A 21,819-nucleotide genomic window follows, 5' to 3' on the forward strand; every position below is an offset into this window, starting at 1 on the left:
CCCCTGTCAGACTACATTTAAGCCCTGGTAAGGTTCCTCGCGTATCATCGAATTAAACCACATGCTCCACCGCTTGTGCGGGCCCCCGTCAATTCCTTTGAGTTTCATTCTTGCGAACGTACTCCCCAGGTGGGTTACTTATCACTTTCGCTTAACCACCCAGCCCTCAATTAGGCCGGACAGCTAGTAACCATCGTTTACGGCGTAGACTACCAGGGTATCTAATCCTGTTCGCTACCTACGCTTTCGTCCATCAGCGTCAATATATTATTAGTGATCTGCCTTCGCAATCGGTATTCTGTGTAATATCTATGCATTTCACCGCTACACTACACATTCTAACCACTTCATAATAATTCAAGATTTACAGTATCAATGGCAATTCTCCCGTTAAGCGGAAGACTTTCACCACTGACTTATAAATCCGCCTACGGACCCTTTAAACCCAATGATTCCGGATAACGCTTGGATCCTCCGTATTACCGCGGCTGCTGGCACGGAGTTAGCCGATCCTTATTCGCAGAGTACCGTCAAACACCTACACGTAGATGCGATTCTTCCTCTGTAAAAGCAGTTTACAACCCATAGGGCAGTCTTCCTGCACGCGGCATGGCTGGATCAGGCTCTCGCCCATTGTCCAATATTCCTCACTGCTGCCTCCCGTAGGAGTCTGGTCCGTGTCTCAGTACCAGTGTGGGGGATCTCCCTCTCAGGACCCCTACTTATCGTTGCCATGGTAAGCCGTTACCTTACCATCTAGCTAATAAGACGCATACTCATCTCCTACCGTAACCTTTAATTATAAATTGATGCCAATTCATAATACTATGAGATATTAATCCACGTTTCCATGGGCTATCCCTCAGTAAGAGGTAGATTGTATACGCGTTACGCACCCGTGCGCCGGTCGTCAGCAAAAAAGCAAGCTTTTTCCTGTTACCCCTCGACTTGCATGTGTTAAGCCTGCCGCTAGCGTTCATCCTGAGCCAGGATCAAACTCTTCATCGTTGTTTCTTTTATATAGTAACAACACTATAAATGTTTGCTCTTCGCTAAAGCTCAAAAGATGACTTCTATATAGTCTTAATTCTTAATGTACACTATTACCATTCCAATAGAATGATAACTTGTCAATTCAATATGTCAATGAACTTTCTTAGTTCAGATGCTAATAAATATTTAACATCTTTTTGTTAGAAATTAAGGAGTCGAACCTTATATTTGACCCCAACGATCTTTCTCAGTAATCCAATAATTTTGCTTCGTCGTTAAGCGGCTGCAAATATACAAAAGATTTTTAATTCAACAAGAAAAAATAAATCTTTTTTTAATCAACCTCTCAAAATAAAACCGAAGAACTTCCCGCTAAAAGCGGATGCAAATGTAAAACTCTTTTTTACATTTACCAAAAGTTTTTTTAAGGTTTTTTTTCAAAGACTATCTAAATAAATATAACCCTAAACCCCTAACAACACTACTCTCTCAATGAACTTAAACAACCTCGCTAAAAACCTTAGCGGGTGCAAATATAAACCCTTTTTCTACCTAAACAATACTTTTTTTTAAGTAATAGCAATTTTACCGATAATCGATAATTCAATCCTTTTTTGTAGATTTTTCATTGAAAAAGAACCCAAATCCAGTGAATACAAAACTACTAATCTTAATATTGTGCTAACAATTTATTAAACAAATGTGAAATCTATAGAAAAAAGTTCCATACTAACCCAAATCGTATTAAAAAATCGCCATGTGGGTAGCCCCGTGATACAAAATCTGTGTTCTGTGTTAAAAGATAATTGATGTTCTCTAATTTTAAAAATAACCTGTAATACATATTATATTAATGTATTCGCGCATACTATTAACTATATTGAGAACCTGAGTAAATAAATGGTTATTGTAACCGGTGGACTTACTGATAAAACGATAAAATTCTTATGTTGCCAAAAAATCTCCTTTATCATTAAATAGATTGAGGTATATAGTAGTAATCATTTACCTGAAGAGTGCAGCAAAATGAGTGTTAGTAAATCTATCTTTTAATTAAAATAACAAATAAAGATCTGATTTGATCAGGAAATCTTAAATGTCAATTAATTGCTGTATATATAAATTCATTCTATTTACATCGATTAGCACTTCATTTTTAGCCTAGTAATTTTTTTCTTTCTATTTGTTGAAATTTAGTCGATTGAATAAAATTAATTAAGTATAAATAGTCATTGAAAGGAACAACTAATACATTAGCGTCCCCTTCAATTTTAATCTTAATTTCCTTATTATTCTATTTCAAACTTCTGCTTTAGATCTTTTACCATAATTTCAAATTCACCAGCTTCAATCACGGGTTTACCTTCTGTATTAAAATAAGCTAAATCTTTAGATGGAATAGTAAAGTGTAAGGTTTTTGATTCACCAGGTTGTAAATCAACTTTTTTGAATCTTCTTAATCGTTTCACATCTGGCGTAATTTCAGTCGCATATAAATCGGAAGTATATATTTCAACTACTTCTTTACCGGCTCTCTCACCAGTATTAGTAACTGTTACTTCCAGCTTAAGCTCCTCATTTTTTTTAATTGAAGATTGCTCTAGTTTTAAATCACTTACTTTAAAAGTGGTATAGCTCAATCCGTCACCAAAAGAAAATTGCGGACTATAATCGGCTTCATAATTATATACGCCTTCAGAGGCAGTTTGTTCTTCAGAATGCTTATGAATATAAGGAATAAGCGCATTTGGATAGCGAGGATAATTATAAGGTAGTTTTCCAGAAGGATTCACATCTCCAAATAAAATATCAGCTAAGGCATCACCTCCAAAATTCCCCGGAAGATAGACTTGAATAATTCCTTCTACATCCTTCTCAAATTTACTAATAATACGAGGTCTACCTTCATTTAAAATCATTATCACTGGTTTTCCTGTTGCTGCAAGTTTTTTAGCTAACTCCGTTTGATTATCTGAAATATATAAATCATTTAAATCACCAGGTTTTTCAGTATAGCTATTTTCACCTACACATAAAAAGATATAATCTACACCTTGAGCAGCTGCGATAGCCTCGTCAAACTGATCTTTTTCATCTTCATAATATTTACCATCCTTCACATAATTTACACCTGGCACATAAGTTACCTTTTCTTCTCCAATTTTATTTTGCACAGCTTCCAAAATTGTATTGTACGCTCCTGCAAATTCTTCTGTCTTTTCGCCTTGCCAAGAATACGTCCAAGCACCATTTAAGGTACGCATAGAATTTGCGTTAGGCCCAGTTACTAGTACCTTCGAGCTTTTATTGATTGGAAGAATATTGTCTTCATTTTTCAATAAAGTAATAGATTCAGCAGCCATATCGTAAGCAGCTTGTTCAAACTCTTTACTTCCAAACTTAGGGTAATCTTTGTAATGAGTTACTGGCGTTTCAAACAGGTTTAATTCATATTTTACTTTTAAAATTCTTCTTACAGCATCATCTATACGCTCTTCCTTAACCTCTCCATCTTTAACTAAGGCAACAAGATTATCAAAAAAGCGCTCATATTCATAGGGTACCATAGACATATCTACTCCTGCATTAATAGCCATTTTTATTGCTTCACGATCATTTTTAGCAATACGATCACGGCGGTGCAGATTTTCTATATCAGCCCAGTCGGTCACTACTAAACCTTCAAACCCAAGTTCATTTTTTAATAATTCAGTAAGTAGTTCATAATTAGCGTGAACAGGTACTCCATTAATAATTCCGGAGTTGACCATTATAGTATGAGCTCCTGCTTCAATTGCGGCTTTAAAGGGAGGTAAATGATATTCTCGAAGCACATCTTCTGGAATATAAGAAGGGGTACGATCTTTTCCAGAAGTTACTGCGTGATACCCTAAAAAGTGTTTTAAAGTTGAAGCTAAGTGCTCTGGATCACCAATAGTATTATCTTTTCCTTCATAACCATCTATCATCGCAACGCCAAGAGATGAAATAAGGTATGGATCTTCGCCAAAGGATTCCCACATTCTGGAAAATCTTGGATCCATTCCAAGATCTAAAACAGGTGAAAAATTCCAAGAAATTCCACTAGCACGGGTCTCGTAAGCGGTTATAGCTGCCCCTTTCTCGACAAGCTCTGGATTACGACTTGCTCCTTGAGCGATTTGTTGAGGAAACATCGTTGCTCCAGCGGTGTATGTAGCCCCATGAATTTGATCTACTCCATAGATTATAGGAATACCCAGCTTAGTTTCGTCTTTATTGATATCCTGAATTTCCTTAATAACCTCGTACCATTTTTTTGGTGTTAAAGCGCGGTTATTAGCTGTATTTAAAAATGAACCTACTTTATATTGCGAAACTGCTTTTATTACCTGTTCCTTATCCAGATTAAAAGGTTCAAAACTAGAATATCGGTCTTCTCCTTCACCAATAACATCAAGCGTAACTTGTGTCATTTGACCAACTTTCTCTTCTAGACTCATTTTTTTTAGCAGGCTTTCTACTTTAGCGGAAACATCGTTTTGGGCAAAAGAATAAGTAAAGCTACCTATCATCAATAAAAACGATACAATAATATTTTTCTTCATAATCATAATTTTAAAGTTGCCACTGCTTTTCCAGGAATTTGTAACTGATACGAGTTTTCTTCCATTTCAAGCTTTAGGCTTTTTTTTTCTTTTGATTTATTTTGAACTATAAGTATAACATCACCCTGAGGGGTTTTAAAACTAACATTGTTTATCTCCTGGACTTCATTTGAGGCAATTCTCACTGAGCCTGGACGTACAAATTTTGAAGCCTGAGCAATAATATAATAAGCAGGCTCACGAATTATAGAGTCTCCTGAAATAGTGAGCGCACCAAGACAATTTTTACAACCTCCTCTATCGGTATGAGGCTTTTGGTTTTCGTCCGCTACAAGGTTCCATTCTAGAACAGTTCGGCTCCAGTTCCTAGTGGCTCCAATAATTAGATTTTCGATATGCCATTCCATTTCCTTTGCAAAATCTCCGGGCGCCCCAACCCATTGCTCTGTAAAATATAGGTTCTTATCGGGATGTGCATTATGAACTTCAGTAAGAGCATCGATTTTTCCTCCGTAAAGATGAAAAGCGGAGCCGTCCACATATTTGGCAGCTTCAGGATCATTTAGAATAGAAATAGGATAATCGGGACGATCAGCATTATGATCGTATAAAATAATTTTAGTTTTGATATTATTTTCTTTGAAGGTAGGGCCTAAATGATTTTTAATAAATTCCTTTTGTGCATCTGCTTTCATTAATAAGCTTGGATTATTTCCCGGATGTAAAGGCTCATTCTGGATCGTAATAGCATCTATTGTAATCCCTTCTTTCTTCATCGATTCTATATACTTCACAAAATAGTTGGCATACACGGGATAATATTCTTCTTTAAGACTTCCTCCGCGAGTATCTACATTATCTTTCATCCACACTGGCGGCGACCATGGAGAACCAAGGATTTTGATATCTGGAGCTATTTTAATGATTTCCTTTAGTACAGGTATAAGGTTCACGGTGTCGTTAGCCAGACTAAAATTTTCCAAATCTTCATCGGTTTTTCCTTCAGGAAGATCGTTATAAGAAAATGGAGTTTCATCCAAATCAGACGCTCCAATACTAAGTCTTAAATAGCTTATTCCAATTTCGTCACTTCCTGTACCAAAAAGCTCTTGTAACAAATCTGCTCGAGCAGCTGCACTCATTTTATTTAAGTGCAAGGCACTCCCTCCAGTTAAAGTATAACCAAAACCATCAATTTCCTGATATGTTTTAGAAGGGTCTATGCTAATGGTAGCATCTGGGCTAAAATCTTCTTTTGAACTAATCTGAAGATCTCTTTTTTCCAACAAGGATTTTTTATCTAAAGTGGTTAGCCATATTTCAATGCTTTTATCAGAATTATCTTTTTGACAACCTGCTAATAATAGCACTCCGAAGAAAAAAATGTATAATTTATTCATTTAAGTTAATTTCTATGGATTCTAATTTGAAATTTCCTTCAAGTGATTTGATTTTTAAATAATTCGATTTTCTAGAAATTTTAATATTATCTAAATTCACCAAACTCCATTCTTCAGAAATATTTGAATTGGTTATAGAACCTATTTCTTTATCATTTAAAAGCACAAGAGCTCGGGATTTAACTGAAGAAGAAATTTTAAATCTAATTTGATAAATAGCAGGTTTTTTGACAGTAAAACTATATCGCAACCATTCACCTTCTTCAAAATCCCCTACATATACATCATTATATTTTTTAGATTTTTCTTTTCTAAAAATATCAACACCATCATTTCGATAGGTGTATCCATCATTCCAACTTGATCGGTCCTCTCCTGTAGAAATATGATAGTTAGCCACTTTTTTATCGCTATAAGCAACTCCATTCTTTCCAAAGTCGTAATCAGCTGCCTTAATTTGTGCCTTTTTATCTACAATCGTTTCTTTAAAAGGAATAACTTCTGTAGAATGTGGTTGTCTAATCATAGCATCTACCACATCTTTGTGGAAAATATTATTTTCAATTTTAGTGTTTTCGGCTAACTGCATAAATGCTTTATATGCGGCTTTCTCAGAAGGTTTTTTTGCATTTCCATTCCAATATTCCAGAATCTCTTGATATCCCTTATTCACTTTTATTTCTAAAGGATTATTAAAGCCCATTTTTTTGAGTGGCCACCAGCACCAGCCGATATTGTTTTCCTCCATTAGGCTAATAGCATCTGTAAACCATGTGTTAGAGTTTTCTCCAGATTCACCCAACCAAATAGGAATTTCATATTTCTCTCTAAAATCAAGAATTTGTTTTATTGCAGCTTTGTTATTAAAATTCCAGTATTTATGGAAACTTAGAACCATATTATTGTCCCAAGGTGGCATTATTCCATTATAGTTATTTCCCCATCCATTACCTTCTATAATTATAATATGATTTTTGTCTACCTCACGTATAGCCTTGGTAATTTCAACCATAAGTTTTTTTAAAGGCTTATTTTTTTCATCCTCAATACCATTTTTATTCTTCTTTTTTTCAAAGCTCCAATTAGGCTCATTTATAATATCGTAAGCGCCTATCCAAGTCTCCTCACTATATCTTTTAGCAATTTTTTTCCAGAGAGCGATTAGTTTCTTTTGATTTTCTGGACTTTCCCATAAAGAAAGTTTAGCAGGGTTTCTGTCAGAGATATTCACATCGTGGCCTTGTCCGCCTGGAGTAGCATGCATATCTAAAATAAGGTAGATTTTATTGGCTTTGCACCAGCTTAAAATAGAGTCAGTCAGTTTAAAACCTTTTTCTATCCAATTGTTTTCTCCACTAACAGGTTCATCTTCCACAGAAGGCGTAAATAAATTATAATGCATCGGAAGTCTCACAGAATTAAAACCCCAACTTTTAAGTGAATCTATGTCTGCTTTCTGAGTATAGTTTGTTAACCATGCATTATAGAAAGATTTAGTCTTTTCGCTACCAATAAGTTCTTCTATATGTTCTTTTATTACATATTGCTGTCCTGAATAGGGAACTCTTAACATGTAGCCCTCTTGTAGCATATGTCCCCCAAGCCCTATTCCTTTTAGGAGTACATTCTCTCCTTTAGAATTTTGTATTTCTATTCCTTCGGTTTTCAGAAATCCCTGGGAAAAAGATTGCCAACTAAATGGTAAGAAAAATAGCGTAAGAAACCAGGTTAAATGTCTCATTTCGTAGTATCTATTATTTGAAATAAAATGTTAGATGAAATTAATTTCATCTAACATTTTATTTCAATAACTATAAAAATTAAAAAAAACAACTATTGATAAGCCGGATCTTGTTCTAATAACGTATTATTAAGATCCTGAAGCGGTATGGGCAATTTATTATGTTTACCCTCTATATAACCTTTAAATTCCAAAGCTTCAGCTGCCATTCCTGTTCTCACAAGATCAAACCATCTGTGGCCTTCCCCAGCCAGTTCAAGTCTTCTTTCTTTAAGAATATTTTCGAAAGTAGCAGATACCATATCATTATTTCCTGATCGCGTTCTCACTGCATCCAGCAACTTTTGAGCCCGACCTGTATTTCCACCACCTCTCACAAGAGCTTCCGCTTCCATCAAATAAGTATCTGCCAAACGAATATCATAAAAATTCTTAGGGAAATTTAATTCCCAGTTTCCACCGCCATCGGATCTGTCATCCTTTGTTCCAGCAAATTTCTTCAAGAAATAGCCAGACCCTTGATAACTTTTATCATAATTAACAATTCCTTCTTGCGCCAAACTATCAACATTGGTAATAGTAAAAGGATAACGCCCATCAAAAGAACCATCTTCTTTTATAAAAGCAGCTACTAAGTTTTCGGTTACTACATTAAACCCCCATCCAGAAACAAAATTAGGAGCCCCTCTACCTTCTTCCAATACTGTGTAACCACGCGGAGCAGACATAACACTAAGAAGGTTACCTTCAGTACAACCTATACAATCCCAAACTCCATTAGAGGCTGAACTATGAATCACTTCAAATATTGATTCAGAATTAAATTGATTTTCCTTTTTAAATAAATCTCCAAAATTATCTAATAGCTTATAGCCGTACATATTATTTCCCCCTGGCTCTCCATTTACATCCTGTAGTTGGGTCACTGCTTCATTAAAACGTTCCTGATAAAGGTACATTTTACCAAGTAAAGCTTTTGCTGCTCCCTGAGTAGCTCGCCCCGCTTCAGTTTCTCTATTTTCAATTGTAAGAGGAAGATCATTAATTGCAGCCAACAAATCTTCTTCTATTAATGCATAAACCTGTTCACGATCTACCTGAAGTACATTATTAATAGCACTTGCCTCTAGCGGCTTTTTAAACAATGGAATACGCTTAAAAAGTCTTATTAAATCAAAATAATAATATGCTCTTAAGAATTTTGATTCGGCAGTATAACGTGCTTTTAAATTTTCATCCATATCTACATCAGGTAACTTAGAAAGTAAAATATTTGTCCTGAATACTCCCGAATATCCCCTCCTCCATAGTTCTTCCTGTGGTCCAGTAGCTGCATCAAGAGTATAATTAGACCAAACTTGTAAAGGATTAGCATCTTGTGCATTACCTCCACCCGCATAATGATCATCAGAAGCAATATTTAAGGCAAATTCTTTTGCAACATAATTAGCCGATATCCAACCTACTGGATCATAAGCCGCTACTAAGGCAGCATAAGCTTCATCTGCATTTCTGTAATAATTAGATTCTAAACTCTGCCCTTTTGGGTTCACTTCCAAATAATCATCACTACAAGAATTAAAGAACGGTGTGATAATAATAGAGAATAGTATATATTTTATAATAGATTTCATATCCAAATATTTATATTATTTTTTTAAAAACTGAAATTAGCACCAAGCATAAATGATCTTGCTTGAGGATAGATCCCACGATCTATACTAAAAACTCCTCCCCCTATCTCAGGATCATAGCCACTATAACCGGTAATTGTCAATAGGTTTTCGCTCATCACGTATACCCTTGTTTTTTTCAAGCCTATAGCAGCAATGGCATCTTCTGGTAAAGTATATCCGATTTGAAGATTTTTTATTCTAAAATAATCTCCTTTTTCCAAATAAAAATCGGAAGGATTGCTATAGTTTCTATTGGGGTCATTATTAGTTAAACGCGGATGTGTATTAGAGGTACCTTCTGCTGTCCATCTATTTAATGCTTCTTTCTGATAGTTTGCATTGGCGATATCCAATCGGCGTAGCCCTTGGAAGATTTGATTCCCTGCGACCCCCTGTCCAAATACAGTCAAATCGAAGTTTTTATATTCTGCATTCAAGGTTATTCCAAAAGACCAGTCTGGAGTTGGATTACCAATAAATACACGATCTTCTTCAGATATAGTACCATCATCATTGGTATCTTGCCATCTAAAATCACCAGGAACAGCATTAGGTTGAATTACCTGTCCGCCAGAATTTGTATAGTTATCAATTTCTTGCTGATTTTGAAAGATGCCCATTGTTTTAAATCCGAAGAATGAATTCACAGCCTGTCCTACAGCGGTTCTTGTAATAGGATAACTACTTGACTGGAATCCCTCACCACCATCTAAATACTCACCGCCATCACCTAGGTAAGTAACTTCATTTTTCAAATATGATGCATTAGCATTGACAGAAAAGCTAAAGTCCTCATAAGTTCTGGAGAAATTAAGTTCGAATTCCAAACCGCTGTTTTCCATATCGCCAATATTTTTTGCCGGATTACCAATTACACCAACATAAGCAGGTATTCTAGGGTATTGAAGAATATCTTTTGTCGTTTTTTTATACCAATCGAATTGGAATCTAAAATATTGTAAAAACCGTGACTCAAAACCAATATTCAATTGGCTTGTTTCTTCCCATTTTAAATCTGGGTTTGCCGGCGCATCTGGACTATAACCAACATCATAATTACTAATTTGATCTCCGAATGCGTAATTTCTTCCGGAGCTTATAGTGGATAAATAAGCAAGATCTCCAATATTATCATTCCCTACTACTCCATAACTCCCTCTAATTTTTAGGAATCCTATAGGATTATTTGCTCCCCAAAATTCTTCTTTTGAGGCTACCCATCCTGCTGATGCAGAAGGAAAATATCCATATTTATTATTGGCACCAAAACGACTGGAACCATCTCTCCTTATAATTCCGCTAAAAAGATATTTTTCATCAAAATCGTAATTAATTCTCGCAAAAAGAGAAGATACATAATGAGGAACATTTTCGTAACCACTGGAAACAATATCAGTATCAGGGACATCAAAGTTTAGTGAGCCTTCATCAAAATTACTTGCTGGAATATCGTATTTGGTAACACTTAAACCTTTAGTAAAATTATCGCGATAAGCTCCTTGTCCTAATAATACGGTGAAATTATGCAGATCTACACTCTTATTATAAGAAAGAGTATTTTCTAAATTATAGTTAAGGCTATTGTTTGAGCTTCTATTAAAGGAAGTTTGATTTGTAGTAGTGGAAGCATTTAAATAATAAATAGGCGTAAATGCCTCAGAACCCCAGTAAGCCAGTTTTACCCCGAGCGAAGATCTAAATCTTAATCCTTCAATTGGTTGAGCTTCTATAAAAGCATTCCCTACTATATTATCAGAATATCCATAATTTCCCAGACGTGTTTGAATGTAGGCAAGAGGATTGGTCATTTCTTGAACAACATTTTCTGAAATCCCATAAGGATTTCCATTCGCATCCTTTATTAGGGCTAGTCCACGGTTGTATGGTGCCTGATCTAACATTGAAGGGTCAGTGACCACTACTGGAGTTATTGGATCCAAATTTATGGCAGAGCTTAACGGCCCTCCAAACTCACTATTTGTATTCCCTAAACCAACACTAATATCTCTAGAATACCCAAGATTTTCACCAAGAGTTAACCACTCCGCTAATTCATGGGTGGAATTAAGCCTTATATTATAGCGTTCGTAATTAGAAATTTCAGAGGCAACAATTCCTTCCTGCTCCAAGTATCCGAAAGAAAGATAAAATGTCGATTTTTCGGTTCCTCCACTTACGCTAAATTCATGATTTTGCCTAAATGCACTGTTATTAAAAATGGTTTCCTGCCAGTCAGTTCCTTGTCCTAAGCTTTCAGGGTTATTATAAATAGCTTCTCCTCCATCATTAATAGATGCTTCATTTCTTAATCTCGCATATTGTGTAGCATTTAAAAGGTCTAACTTATTAGCAGGTTCTGATATACCCGCAAAACCATTATAATTAATGGTTAATTTTCCAGACTTCCCAGATTTTGTAGTAACAAGCACCACTCCACTTGCAGCTCTTGCTCCGTAAATAGCCTGTGAAGCAGCATCCTTTAATACTTCAATAGACTCAATGTCAGATTGATTAAGATAATTAATACCTCCATTGTCTACAACCACTCCATCTACAATCCATAGGGGGTCGTTATTATTTAAAGAGGTTATTCCTCGTATTCTGATTGTTGCTCCAGAACCTGGCTGTCCGCTACCGGAAACAATAGTTACACCAGATGTTCGCCCTTGTAATGCCTGACCTACATTATTAATTGGAAGAGTTTCAAGATCTTCTACACCTACACTTGAGATAGCACCAGTTACTACACTCTTTTTTTGAGTTCCGTAACCCACTACCACCACCTCATCAAGAGCATCAGCATCCTGAATCATAACAATTTCAAATTTTGTTTGGTTACCTACTTTATATTCTGCAGTTTCATACCCTACAAAAGAAACTACTAATATATCATCAGGATGAGCCATAAGGGAAAAGTTTCCATCAAAATCGGTCATTGTGCCAATGGATAAATCTTTTAGAGCAACATTTGCCCCAGGCAATGGAATACTATTTTCATCCAAAACTACTCCTTCTACCTTAATCGGTTCTTGAGCAAACGTTATAGTAGTTAAAAAAAGCAATACTACTAAAAAGTAATTTTCTACCTTCATATATAAAAAAATTAGCATTAATTATTAATCGCTTTAATACAAAACTCAATATTGCGTTATTATCAAAAAAAAGATCTGATAAACAATAAATTGATTTTTTAAAGCTCGATAAAATTAAATTTCGATGATAATTAACACTAAAAATGCATTACTCCATAATTACGCCAATATGTTAATGCTATACGTCAATACAACGTTTTAAAATATAATTTACTAGTTTTCAAAACTTTAAACTTAATATTTTTTTGCCAAAAATTGTTTTAAAATAATATATTTGAACTCTGATCAACGATAACGATTTCGTTTTTATTCATTTTGAACCCTATACAATGAAAAATTTACTTTTTAGCCTATTATTAATTCTTACAATTTATCGTTGCTTTTCTCAATCTGCTATATTTCCAGAAACATTTAAACCAAGTATCACACATTATTCTAGAACAGATTTTCAGGCAGATGCACAATTCTGGTCGATGACAACCGATTTAGAAGGAAACTTATATTTTGGAAACAATGACGGTATTATTATTTATGATGGTGAGCGATGGAAAAAGATAAAACTACCGAATAACTCTTCTGTTAGGAGTATGATAACTACAGATAATGGTACCATTTACGCAGGTGGTTATAATGAATTTGGAATTATAAAAAGGGACTCAACAAATAATCCACAATATGTATCACTTATTAAGGATCTAAAATTAGAAAATCAGAATTTCGAGAATATTTGGGAGATTCATCAAATTGATGATTACATTATTTTTAGAACATATAAAGAGTTAATTGTAGTAAGTGATAATAAAGCAACTCATATTTCTTCTAAAGGTGCTTTTATTTATTCTTATATTTTAAATGATCGATTCTATGTTCAAGACTTAGGAAATGGCATATTTGAATTTGACTATCAACAACTTAGATTAGAAAAAGTATTTTCAAGCGAAGCTCTAGAAGGTAAAAATCTCGTTAACATAATGCCTTTAAATAATAAAGAAGAGTTTGCTGGAATATCTAGAGATGGAAATTTTTTTGTGGGCAATCTAAATTCAAATGAAATAAAATTAACCGGGTCTATTTTTAAAAATGAAAGAAAAGATCGGATAATTTCGGCTATACCTTATAAAGACTATTTTTTACTTGGAACCCTAAGCTCTAATATACTAGTATTAGACAATACAGGAAAGATAACAGATAAAACTAATGCCTTAAATCATAGCTATGATTCCTCTGTTTTAAATCTTTATATGACTGCAGATGGAAATGTATGGTCTTTATTAAATAATGGTCTTGATTTTATAGAATTTAACTCTCCGATGAGTCATGTTTTTAGAGATGCTGCCGTTTACGATGCATTTATGGACAAAAACAATCTCTACCTAGCTACCAATAAAGGAGTTTATACCTCCATAAAGCCCTCTCCTAACTCATCACAAAGTGTCCCTTCTTTCATAAAGATCCCAGATACGGAAGGCCAAGCTTGGTCCATTCAAAAATTTAAAGGAGATATAATTGTCGGTCATGATAAAGGCCTATTACTAATTAATAGAGCAGGTGCAAAAAAAATAGGAAATATTGGAGGCTTTTGGAAAGTTATACCACTACCAAATCAAACAAACAAATTTCTGGCCTGTAACTACAATGGACTTTACTTACTTGAGTATAGTAATCAAACCTGGAGCATAAAACATAAAATTCAAGGCTTTGATGAATCTAGTAGAGACATTATTTATGCCGGATCAGATAATACATTTTGGGTTTGTCACGGATATAAAGGAATTTACAAGGTCAAGATAGATCGCAATTTAGAAAGAGTTTTTGCCATGGAACATTATACAGATCAAAATGGTTTAAAATCCCCTTATAATGTAAATGTAACTAAATGGAATAGAGAAATTATTTTTACTACAAATACAGGAATTTATACTTTTAATGAAGCTACTAACGTATTCGAGAAACACCCTTATCTCAATAACATCCTAGATCCTTCTAAAAACACCAGAAAATTGTTTCAAAGTAATAATAAGGCATGGTTTGTACAAGACGAAGAGGTAGGCTATTTTAATATTCTTCAAAAATCTCCCATACTTCATCAAAAACTCTTTGCAAGCCTAAAAGGAAATTTAATAAGAGGAATGGAGACTATTATACCTTATAAGAAAAACGAAGTAATAATTGGCGCTACAAATGGACTTTTCATCTATCAGCTAGATAAAATAGAAAGTACGAAAGCCATACAAACCCAAATAACCAAGGTAGTTTATACCGATTCAACACAACAAAAAAACCTCGCCTTAAACAAGAGAGAAAAAACAATATTATCTAATAATACAAAAACTTTACAATTTGAATTTGCGGCACCTAACATGTCTTCTTCTGTTGAAATACAATACGCCCATATACTAGAGGGAATTGATAAAAAATGGTCTTCGTGGAGCACAATGCCCTTTAGTGAGTATAACCATTTACCTCCTGGAGATTATACATTTAAGGTTAAAAGTAAAAATCTTTTAGGCAAGAAAGGTGAAGAAGCTAGTTTCGAATTTCAAATTCTTCCCGCTTGGTATCAAACCAAAATAGCAATATTAACATATATACTTTTATCATGTATTGCTATTGGAACCCTTATATTGTTAGTGAAAAAGAAAATAGAAAAAGAAAGATTCAAAGAAAAATCCCGTGCTGAAAAAACAAAAAAATTGCTCACACTAGAAATTGAACAACTAAAGTTAAAACAGGAAAAAGAAAAAATAAGACGGGATAAAAAAATACTAGAGGAAGATAATATTCATAAAAGTAAAGAACTAGCTAATTACACAATGGTTCTTGTCAAGAAAAAAGATATATTTTCTGAAACCTATTATAACCTTAAGGAATTTAGAAAGACCTTAAAGACTCAGGCTGCAAAAAAACGCTTACAAGATGTTATAATGAAACTTAATCAGCATAGAATTGGTGAAGAATATATGAAAGTATTTGATGTGAATTTTGAAAAAATACATCATAATTTCTTTAAAGAGTTAAAAGAAATTTATCCAGATATTACTCAAAGGGATTTACGCTTATGTGCATTTATAAAAATGAATCTTACAAATAAAGAAATAGCTCCCTTATTGAATATTTCCGTTAGAGGAGTTGAAACGGCCCGCTATAGGATTAGGAAAAAACTAGAAGTTAAGGATATTAAATTTTCACAGTTTTTAGAAGAATTGGTAGAAGACTAAATTTAAATTATAAGTTGAATATATGCTATAAGAAAATAAAAAAAGCCTTACATCTCTGTAAGGCTTGATTTTACTGGTGGTCCCACCTGGGCTCGAACCAGGGACCCCTTGATTATGAGAAATGAAAAATTCAACTTGAATAATTTTCATTTACTTTCATTTTGCTGTAAATCAGATATTTAATTTTTTTATCTTTTACATTTACTTTCTTTGATTTACCTTTAATGTTCAATTTGTTGTACATATGTTGTACATGAAATAAATAATTCTACAATGGCATCAATCAAAACAATCCTAAGAAAAACAGTATTAAAGAATGGAAAATATCCAATTCTTTTGCGTGTCACTAAAGATAGAAAATCAAAATTTTTTAGAACACCATTTGAAGTTTGTTTGAATGAGTGGGATTCTAAGCTAGGTAGATTTAGTAAAAAATACAATCAGCAAATTAAATCCAATAGATTGCTTGGAAAAATCGAAGACAGAGCCTTATCTGTAATTTCCGAATTAGAAATGAATCAGGATTTTTACACTCTAAGTGATTTCGAAAATAAATTTAGAATAGAATCTAATCCCGAAGCTTCAAATATTTTTCCATTTTGGGATGAACTGATTCGAGAAATGAAAATGGCTGGAAGAATGGGAAATGCCGACGTATACCACCATACTAAAAATTCAGTTCAGAAATTCGCAAAGAATAAGCCTGTTCATTTTAAAGAGGTCACTCCTACTTTTTTAGATAAATATGAAGTTTATCTCAGAAATAAAGGAGGAACTGGCGGGGGAATTGGAGTTAAAATGCGTGCCATTAGAGCGATTTTTAATGTTGCAATTAAGCGAAATATAATAGATGAAAAAGTTTATCCATTTAAGCACTACAAAATTTCCAAACTAAAAGGAAAGTCCATAAAAAAAGCGCTCAAAATCGAAGAAATACATCGACTTCAAAATCTTGATTTAAATGACAAACCACATTTATTGAATAGCAAAAATTATTTCATTTTTAGTTTTTATACGAGGGGAATGAATTTTGCAGATATGATGAAATTAAGGTGGGATAATATCTACAGCGATAGAATACATTATACAAGATCAAAGACTAAAGGAAACTTTATAATCAAAATTTTGCCGCCTGTACAACAAATATTGAATTGTTATAAGGGCAATAACCATTCGTACGTCTTTCCTATTATACTTCATGAAAACCTAACACCTAGTCAATTAAACAACAGGAAAAGAAAAACACTCAAAAAATTTAATAAGGATTTAAAAGAGTTAGGAGAACTTGCAAATATTGATAAGCCTATTACTAGCTATGTGGCCAGGCATAGCTTTGCCAATTGCTTAAAGCAAAAAGGTGCTGGTACAGATATTATTAGCGAATCTTTAGGCCATCAAGATGTTAAGACGACAAAAGCATATTTAAAAGAATTGGATACAGCAATATTAGATGAGGCGAGTGAACTATTATTGCAGTAGTTTCAATCAGTTTGAATTTTTAATTATTTCAGGTGTTATATCTAAAATTTCTTTATCGTTGATTTCAATAAAATTTAATAGATAGAGCAAATTATTAAAGTTTATAGGCAGAGAAAGGTCTAAACAACATAATTTCAGTAAAAATTCATTTCTATCAATTTTAATTATCTTTTTTCCAATAGAATTGTTTCTATTAAGAATTTCTATTAACCTATCGTTTAAATTTCCAGTTTGAAACTGAAGCCTGAATTTACTTCTTAATAGAGCTTCCCAATTTTGACTTTTAAAGTGCTTATACGATAATTCACTGAATAGATTTTTTAGAGCTATATCATTGGTTTCTAAACTAGCATATATTCCATTTAATAGCCTTTCACTCTCTTTGTGATCAGTCCAATCCGTTTTACATTTATACCTTAGACTGTGGTCAATTTCATGCCAACCTTCAGAAAGAACCGTTCTTAACTGTAGTTCAAAAGTGCCATCTACGAATCTAAAGTTAGCATTAGAAGAAGCTTTCTTTATGTCTTCAAATATTTCACTATGATGTTTATCAAACTGACATATAATATTTGTTCTCTTAGGCTTAAAAACGGTTAGTTCATGTTCGTCAATTTCTTCGTCTATAAATTTTAATTTATTCTTCAAAATACTCTTGACCAAATTAATATCATCTTGAAAATAGGTTACAACTCTTACTCCTATGATATCTTGTATTTTCTTTCCTCCCTCAGTATATGGTTTTCCTTCCCTAATTTTTCGAATAATTTTTTCATCTAATGATTTATCATTCTTAGTCCTTAAAAATATTCTATGCGGTAAACTAATTTTATTTAATTCATCTACTATTTTTTGATGAATTTGTTTTTCGATTATTTGAAAACCCTCAATCATCTCTACTATTTATGTTTTAAATAATGTATCGCATCACGTGTAATAAATCCAACATCATCTTTAAAATGAAGAAAGCCCTTTGATTTTAAAGAGTCAAATACTTTATTGATTTCTTTTTCTGGATAATCTGAAAGAGATTTCTTTATATAAGAAAATTTTCGTGCCCTTGGTTTGATGCCATCTACCTGAAAAAAATGTCTTAAAACCATATCTTCATCAAGCGGTTCAAGTATGTCTCCAGTTTCCGAGTTGATTTGATTATTTTCGAATAGATACATAACATCTGAAACAAAATTATTATTAGATTCACAAGCGAAAAGTGCAAAATCACTATAAGGTTGACCTATTCTCGAATTAATTAAATGACAATCATAAAATGAACAATTTTGAAACGAAGTATCCCTGAAATTACTTAAGTCAAATTCACAATTGGAAAATATAATAGAAGAAAAAGCTGATGACTGGAACATACATCCCGTACTAAATTTTAAATTGGATATTTCCCTATCGAATACATATAAATTTTCATATTTTCTACCTGGTTGTTTTCCGAAATTATAGTCTAAGTCAAAGTAGAATGTGACTTCATAATTAAAATCCTCCACATTATAAATTTGCCAGAGTGCCTCTTTATTTTCCTTATTTTGAATTTTAAAAGAATCGACGGACTTAATTGCAAAATCTTGAGGAATTATTTCAACAAAATTATCATAATGCTCTTGGTATTTTTCATAGATAAGATTTTCCCCTACTAAATGTCCTAAAATAAAATCATTTACAATTCCAACATCCCCATTAGGCTTTCTATCCAAAAAAACATGATTTGATAAAGTTTCTATTAGATCTTCTATTGAAGGCTTTTCTTCAGCTATATATAATTTCAAACTATCTTGAATGAGTTTTTGATTATAGTCTTTTATAAAATCTTTAATAGTTTCTTTTGATTCAGCCGTGATATTAAATTCAGACATAAATCGAACAAGTTTTCTAAAAATTTTTAATTGTTCTTCACTATTTAGTTTTAAGTTTTGTCTTTGTTGCTCTCTCTTTAATAAATAATCAAAATATTTATCAATTAAAGTAACATCATTTTTATTGTCCACATATTCTTTTAAAGTGTCGAAATCAATATTTCTTAGATAGGCAAGTAATACTGGATTTGCTATTTGTGATACTGGAAAATTACCTTTTGTTATTACTTCAATTCTATCACTGTCTAACCAATTTTCAATTTTTGGCTCCTTTATTTCAAATCTTGCAAGAGAAAACTCATTTTTCGAATCATAAATTGAATTTAAGAACTCGTCACTATTAAATATCGCTGTTTTTCGAGAAGTAATAATTATTTTTGCATCACCTTTAAGAAGCTCAATAATCGTAGTAAGCATACTTTCAACTTCTTCTTTATTACTTTCCTTTGAAATTAATTCATCAAAACCATCAATAATTAATGGTATTCTTCCTTTTGTTATCTGCTCGATAACTATATTTTGTTTTATCCCATTAGGAAATTGCTCATCAATTTCATTTAGAAGAATATGCTTAAAAACTCTTGCTTCTCTATTTCTTGATAGTTCTGTAAAAAATGGTAGTTGTTTGCACTCATTAGGTGAAAAGGCATTTAATATCTCATTAGCTGTGCAAGTTTTACCAAAGCCGGCAGGTGCTTCAATTATTATAAATATAGCACCTTTCACATTACTCAATAATTGATTTATTTTTTCAATAATATTGATCTGCGACTCAGAATCGTAATATTCATCCTCTATAATATTTTGATTATCATCTTGAAGTAATAAGTCAAACGAACTATTTATGTACTCGTATGTACTACCTTCCGGTAAGTTTTGAAGTTGTTTGTTAACAAATTGCTTATATCTATTTTTTAATTCATTTCCCAAAGGAGTTTTTATAAAAAAACCTTCAAACAGATATTCTTCAATTTCTTCATTTTCCGAAAGAATTCTTACATCAGTTGCAAATCCGAGTTCTGAATATTCCTTTTTAATTTCAGAAATATCATATTCCTTATCGAATAATATAAATTCTGCTGCATGGTACATTCCATATCTCAGAGTATATACCCTAACCTTATCATTTGATTGTCTCGCCAATTGATAATTATAAGACAAGAAAAGATTATCTATATAATCAATTTTTTCCAATTCCATTCATTTTAAATTTGTATTCATTTAGGATTTTAGAAAAGCCTCATTTTTAAAAATATTCAATCTTACGATGAATCTTTTCATTTTTAGAGGCTATTATAAAGCTTTATCAGGGAAAAAATCCTTTGGGGAGCATTCTAAAATTCTAGCAAGATCATTTAGGTGATTTAAATTATATTTTGCCCTTCGATTATTAGATTCAACATGAGAAATAAAACTATCGCTTAGACCTAATTTTTGGGATAGTGCTATTTGCGAAAACCCTTTTTCTTTTCGCTTTTCCTTTACTTTATTGATTATATAAAACTCTATTTTACTAGTCATAGTCGAATTATCGACTATACAATTAGAGACATATTTGTATTTTTAACAAAGGTACATGTACCTTTGTATGTAAGTTTTTATTATATTTGGGTATCACTAAACATTTCTGTTAGCATTTATATAGAATCTATTGCAAATAGAAATTCTATAGCACTATTCTTTTCGGCCAGTAAAAGAGTTGATTTAATTATGAAATAAACACAAAACCAAACCTATAAGAAGAAACAAACCACTATTTAATGAATTAGCCATTTAGTCTAGGCTAGAAGCCAGAAAGCCTTCCCTCAAGCATAAGCCTTTCCCTAAGTTTACCGGCTTTTTTGGGAAGGCCTATGGTTTCATAAACTAATTAAAGACAAGCAAAACCACAGCAAATTATGAAAACTATACACCACACCGCTAGACTCGTATTATTTATTAGTACAGTTCCTTTTCGAAGATCCGATCCAATATTAAAAACTGTTGGCTATGGAACGTGAGTTTAAACTTTTAAAGAAAGGTCATCCTGATGCCATGGATTTTATTTATTCTAGGTTTCACCGTAAGCTCTTTTGGATTGGTAAGCAATCCATATCTGATGAATTTGTGATTGAGAGCCTTCTTCAGGATACGTTCTTAAAACTATGGGAAAAAAGAGAGTATATAGTAGATCCCGACCACATCTTTTATTTTTTGCGCTATGTGATGAAAAGGAATTGCAAGTTTTACTATACGAACTCTAGAAACAAGTTTCACAGGAACATTCACAGGTTGGATAATTATGAGAACTACCAAGAGTATATGCACGGTTACGATCCCCAAAAAGAGGATCATCATTTACAGGATCAGGAAGCCCACCAAAAAGCATTCGATCAGATAAGCCGTGTTTTTCCTTTACTCAGCCCAGAAAGACGACGTCTCATTGAACTCTGCTTAAAATACGGTTTTCAGTATAAAAGCATTGCTCAGGTTATGGGAAACAGTATTACCTATACCAGTAATGAGGTGAAAAGAGCGATCGAGGATATTAAAAAAATTATTCATAACGGGAGTAATTTGGGTTCAAAACCTGATCAAATTCAAGTAAAGAAAAATACTAGAATAACCAGGGAACAAGAAAAAGTCTTACAGCTACGGAATGAAATGCACTATTCTTTTGCGGCTATTGCAGAAGAACTGCAACTATCCCAAAAAGAAGTCCACAAGGAATTTGTGACTGCTTATAAGCTTTTACAAAGTAAACACAAACAACAACAATCGGCTTAGTC

The 21,819-nt window shown here is 33.0% G+C and carries 12 protein-coding genes and 1 rRNA gene; 3 read left to right on the forward strand and 10 right to left on the reverse strand.

Annotated features, from left to right (window positions below; all coding sequences use genetic code 11):
- From ACN0WI_RS00005 to ACN0WI_RS00035, 7 genes are all read right to left on the reverse strand, one after another.
- A 16S ribosomal RNA gene (locus tag ACN0WI_RS00005) occupies nt 1-1,008 on the reverse strand; the annotation flags it as partial.
- A gap of 694 nt (nt 1,009-1,702) precedes the next feature.
- Complete coding sequence (locus ACN0WI_RS00010; RefSeq protein WP_417884550.1) at nt 1,703-1,837, reverse strand: putative porin; 135 nt, start codon at nt 1,835-1,837, stop codon at nt 1,703-1,705.
- A 445-nt stretch (nt 1,838-2,282) separates the two neighbouring features.
- The gene (locus ACN0WI_RS00015; RefSeq protein ID WP_417884551.1) at nt 2,283-4,580 is read right to left on the reverse strand and encodes a glycoside hydrolase family 3 N-terminal domain-containing protein; all 2,298 of its coding nucleotides are present in this window, start codon (nt 4,578-4,580) and stop codon (nt 2,283-2,285) included.
- A 2-nt stretch (nt 4,581-4,582) separates the two neighbouring features.
- The gene (locus tag ACN0WI_RS00020; protein ID WP_417884552.1) at nt 4,583-5,980 is read right to left on the reverse strand and encodes a glycoside hydrolase family 30 protein; all 1,398 of its coding nucleotides are present in this window, start codon (nt 5,978-5,980) and stop codon (nt 4,583-4,585) included.
- On the reverse strand, nt 5,973-7,721 hold the full coding sequence (locus tag ACN0WI_RS00025) for a cellulase family glycosylhydrolase (protein ID WP_417884553.1): 1,749 nt from the start codon (nt 7,719-7,721) through the stop codon (nt 5,973-5,975). The genes ACN0WI_RS00020 and ACN0WI_RS00025 overlap by 8 nt, the downstream gene beginning before the upstream one ends.
- Nucleotides 7,722-7,813: 92 nt before the next feature.
- Complete coding sequence (locus ACN0WI_RS00030) at nt 7,814-9,355, reverse strand: RagB/SusD family nutrient uptake outer membrane protein (RefSeq protein WP_417884554.1); 1,542 nt, start codon at nt 9,353-9,355, stop codon at nt 7,814-7,816.
- A gap of 23 nt (nt 9,356-9,378) precedes the next feature.
- Entirely contained in the window at nt 9,379-12,489 is a 3,111-nt protein-coding gene (locus tag ACN0WI_RS00035; RefSeq protein WP_417884555.1) for a SusC/RagA family TonB-linked outer membrane protein, read from the reverse strand.
- A gap of 329 nt (nt 12,490-12,818) precedes the next feature.
- On the opposite strand from ACN0WI_RS00035, the gene ACN0WI_RS00040 reads away from it, so the two are divergent.
- Entirely contained in the window at nt 12,819-15,707 is a 2,889-nt protein-coding gene (locus tag ACN0WI_RS00040; protein ID WP_417884556.1) for a triple tyrosine motif-containing protein, read from the forward strand.
- A gap of 273 nt (nt 15,708-15,980) precedes the next feature.
- The gene (locus ACN0WI_RS00045; protein WP_417884557.1) at nt 15,981-17,186 is read left to right on the forward strand and encodes a site-specific integrase; all 1,206 of its coding nucleotides are present in this window, start codon (nt 15,981-15,983) and stop codon (nt 17,184-17,186) included.
- Between the two features lie 6 nt (nt 17,187-17,192).
- Here ACN0WI_RS00045 and ACN0WI_RS00050 read toward each other — a convergent pair whose 3' ends face one another.
- The 3 genes from ACN0WI_RS00050 to ACN0WI_RS00060 form a co-directional block, all read right to left on the reverse strand.
- Nucleotides 17,193-18,080: a hypothetical protein gene (locus ACN0WI_RS00050; RefSeq protein ID WP_417884558.1), complete on the reverse strand. Its 888-nt coding sequence runs from the start codon at nt 18,078-18,080 to the stop codon at nt 17,193-17,195.
- Between the two features lie 5 nt (nt 18,081-18,085).
- Nucleotides 18,086-20,251: an NACHT domain-containing protein gene (locus ACN0WI_RS00055; protein ID WP_417884559.1), complete on the reverse strand. Its 2,166-nt coding sequence runs from the start codon at nt 20,249-20,251 to the stop codon at nt 18,086-18,088.
- Between the two features lie 93 nt (nt 20,252-20,344).
- Nucleotides 20,345-20,572 carry a helix-turn-helix domain-containing protein gene (locus ACN0WI_RS00060; RefSeq protein WP_417884560.1) on the reverse strand — a complete coding sequence of 76 codons (228 nt, stop codon included), beginning with the start codon at nt 20,570-20,572 and terminating at the stop codon, nt 20,345-20,347.
- Nucleotides 20,573-21,040: 468 nt separating this feature from the next.
- On the opposite strand from ACN0WI_RS00060, the gene ACN0WI_RS00065 reads away from it, so the two are divergent.
- Nucleotides 21,041-21,817 (forward strand): RNA polymerase sigma factor, encoded by a 777-nt coding sequence (locus ACN0WI_RS00065; protein ID WP_417884561.1) that lies wholly within the window; start codon nt 21,041-21,043, stop codon nt 21,815-21,817.
- Nucleotides 21,818-21,819: the final 2 nt, after the last annotated feature.

Source organism: Zunongwangia sp. (assembly GCF_048269745.1).
GTDB lineage: Bacteria > Bacteroidota > Bacteroidia > Flavobacteriales > Flavobacteriaceae > Zunongwangia.

Excerpts from the sequence above, each read along its gene's own strand:
- ACN0WI_RS00035 (WP_417884555.1), bottom strand. The coding sequence starts at position 12,489 with ATGAAGGTAGAAAATTACTTTTTAGTAGTATTGCTTTTTTTAACTACT.
- ACN0WI_RS00030 (WP_417884554.1), bottom strand. The coding sequence starts at position 9,355 with ATGAAATCTATTATAAAATATATACTATTCTCTATTATTATCACACCG.
- ACN0WI_RS00025 (WP_417884553.1), bottom strand. The coding sequence starts at position 7,721 with ATGAGACATTTAACCTGGTTTCTTACGCTATTTTTCTTACCATTTAGT.
- ACN0WI_RS00040 (WP_417884556.1), top strand. The coding sequence starts at position 12,819 with ATGAAAAATTTACTTTTTAGCCTATTATTAATTCTTACAATTTATCGT.
- ACN0WI_RS00055 (WP_417884559.1), bottom strand. The coding sequence starts at position 20,251 with ATGGAATTGGAAAAAATTGATTATATAGATAATCTTTTCTTGTCTTAT.
- ACN0WI_RS00065 (WP_417884561.1), top strand. The coding sequence starts at position 21,041 with ATGGAACGTGAGTTTAAACTTTTAAAGAAAGGTCATCCTGATGCCATG.
- ACN0WI_RS00050 (WP_417884558.1), bottom strand. The coding sequence starts at position 18,080 with ATGATTGAGGGTTTTCAAATAATCGAAAAACAAATTCATCAAAAAATA.
- ACN0WI_RS00060 (WP_417884560.1), bottom strand. The coding sequence starts at position 20,572 with ATGACTAGTAAAATAGAGTTTTATATAATCAATAAAGTAAAGGAAAAG.
- ACN0WI_RS00010 (WP_417884550.1), bottom strand. The coding sequence starts at position 1,837 with ATGTATTACAGGTTATTTTTAAAATTAGAGAACATCAATTATCTTTTA.
- ACN0WI_RS00015 (WP_417884551.1), bottom strand. The coding sequence starts at position 4,580 with ATGAAGAAAAATATTATTGTATCGTTTTTATTGATGATAGGTAGCTTT.
- ACN0WI_RS00020 (WP_417884552.1), bottom strand. The coding sequence starts at position 5,980 with ATGAATAAATTATACATTTTTTTCTTCGGAGTGCTATTATTAGCAGGT.
- ACN0WI_RS00045 (WP_417884557.1), top strand. The coding sequence starts at position 15,981 with ATGGCATCAATCAAAACAATCCTAAGAAAAACAGTATTAAAGAATGGA.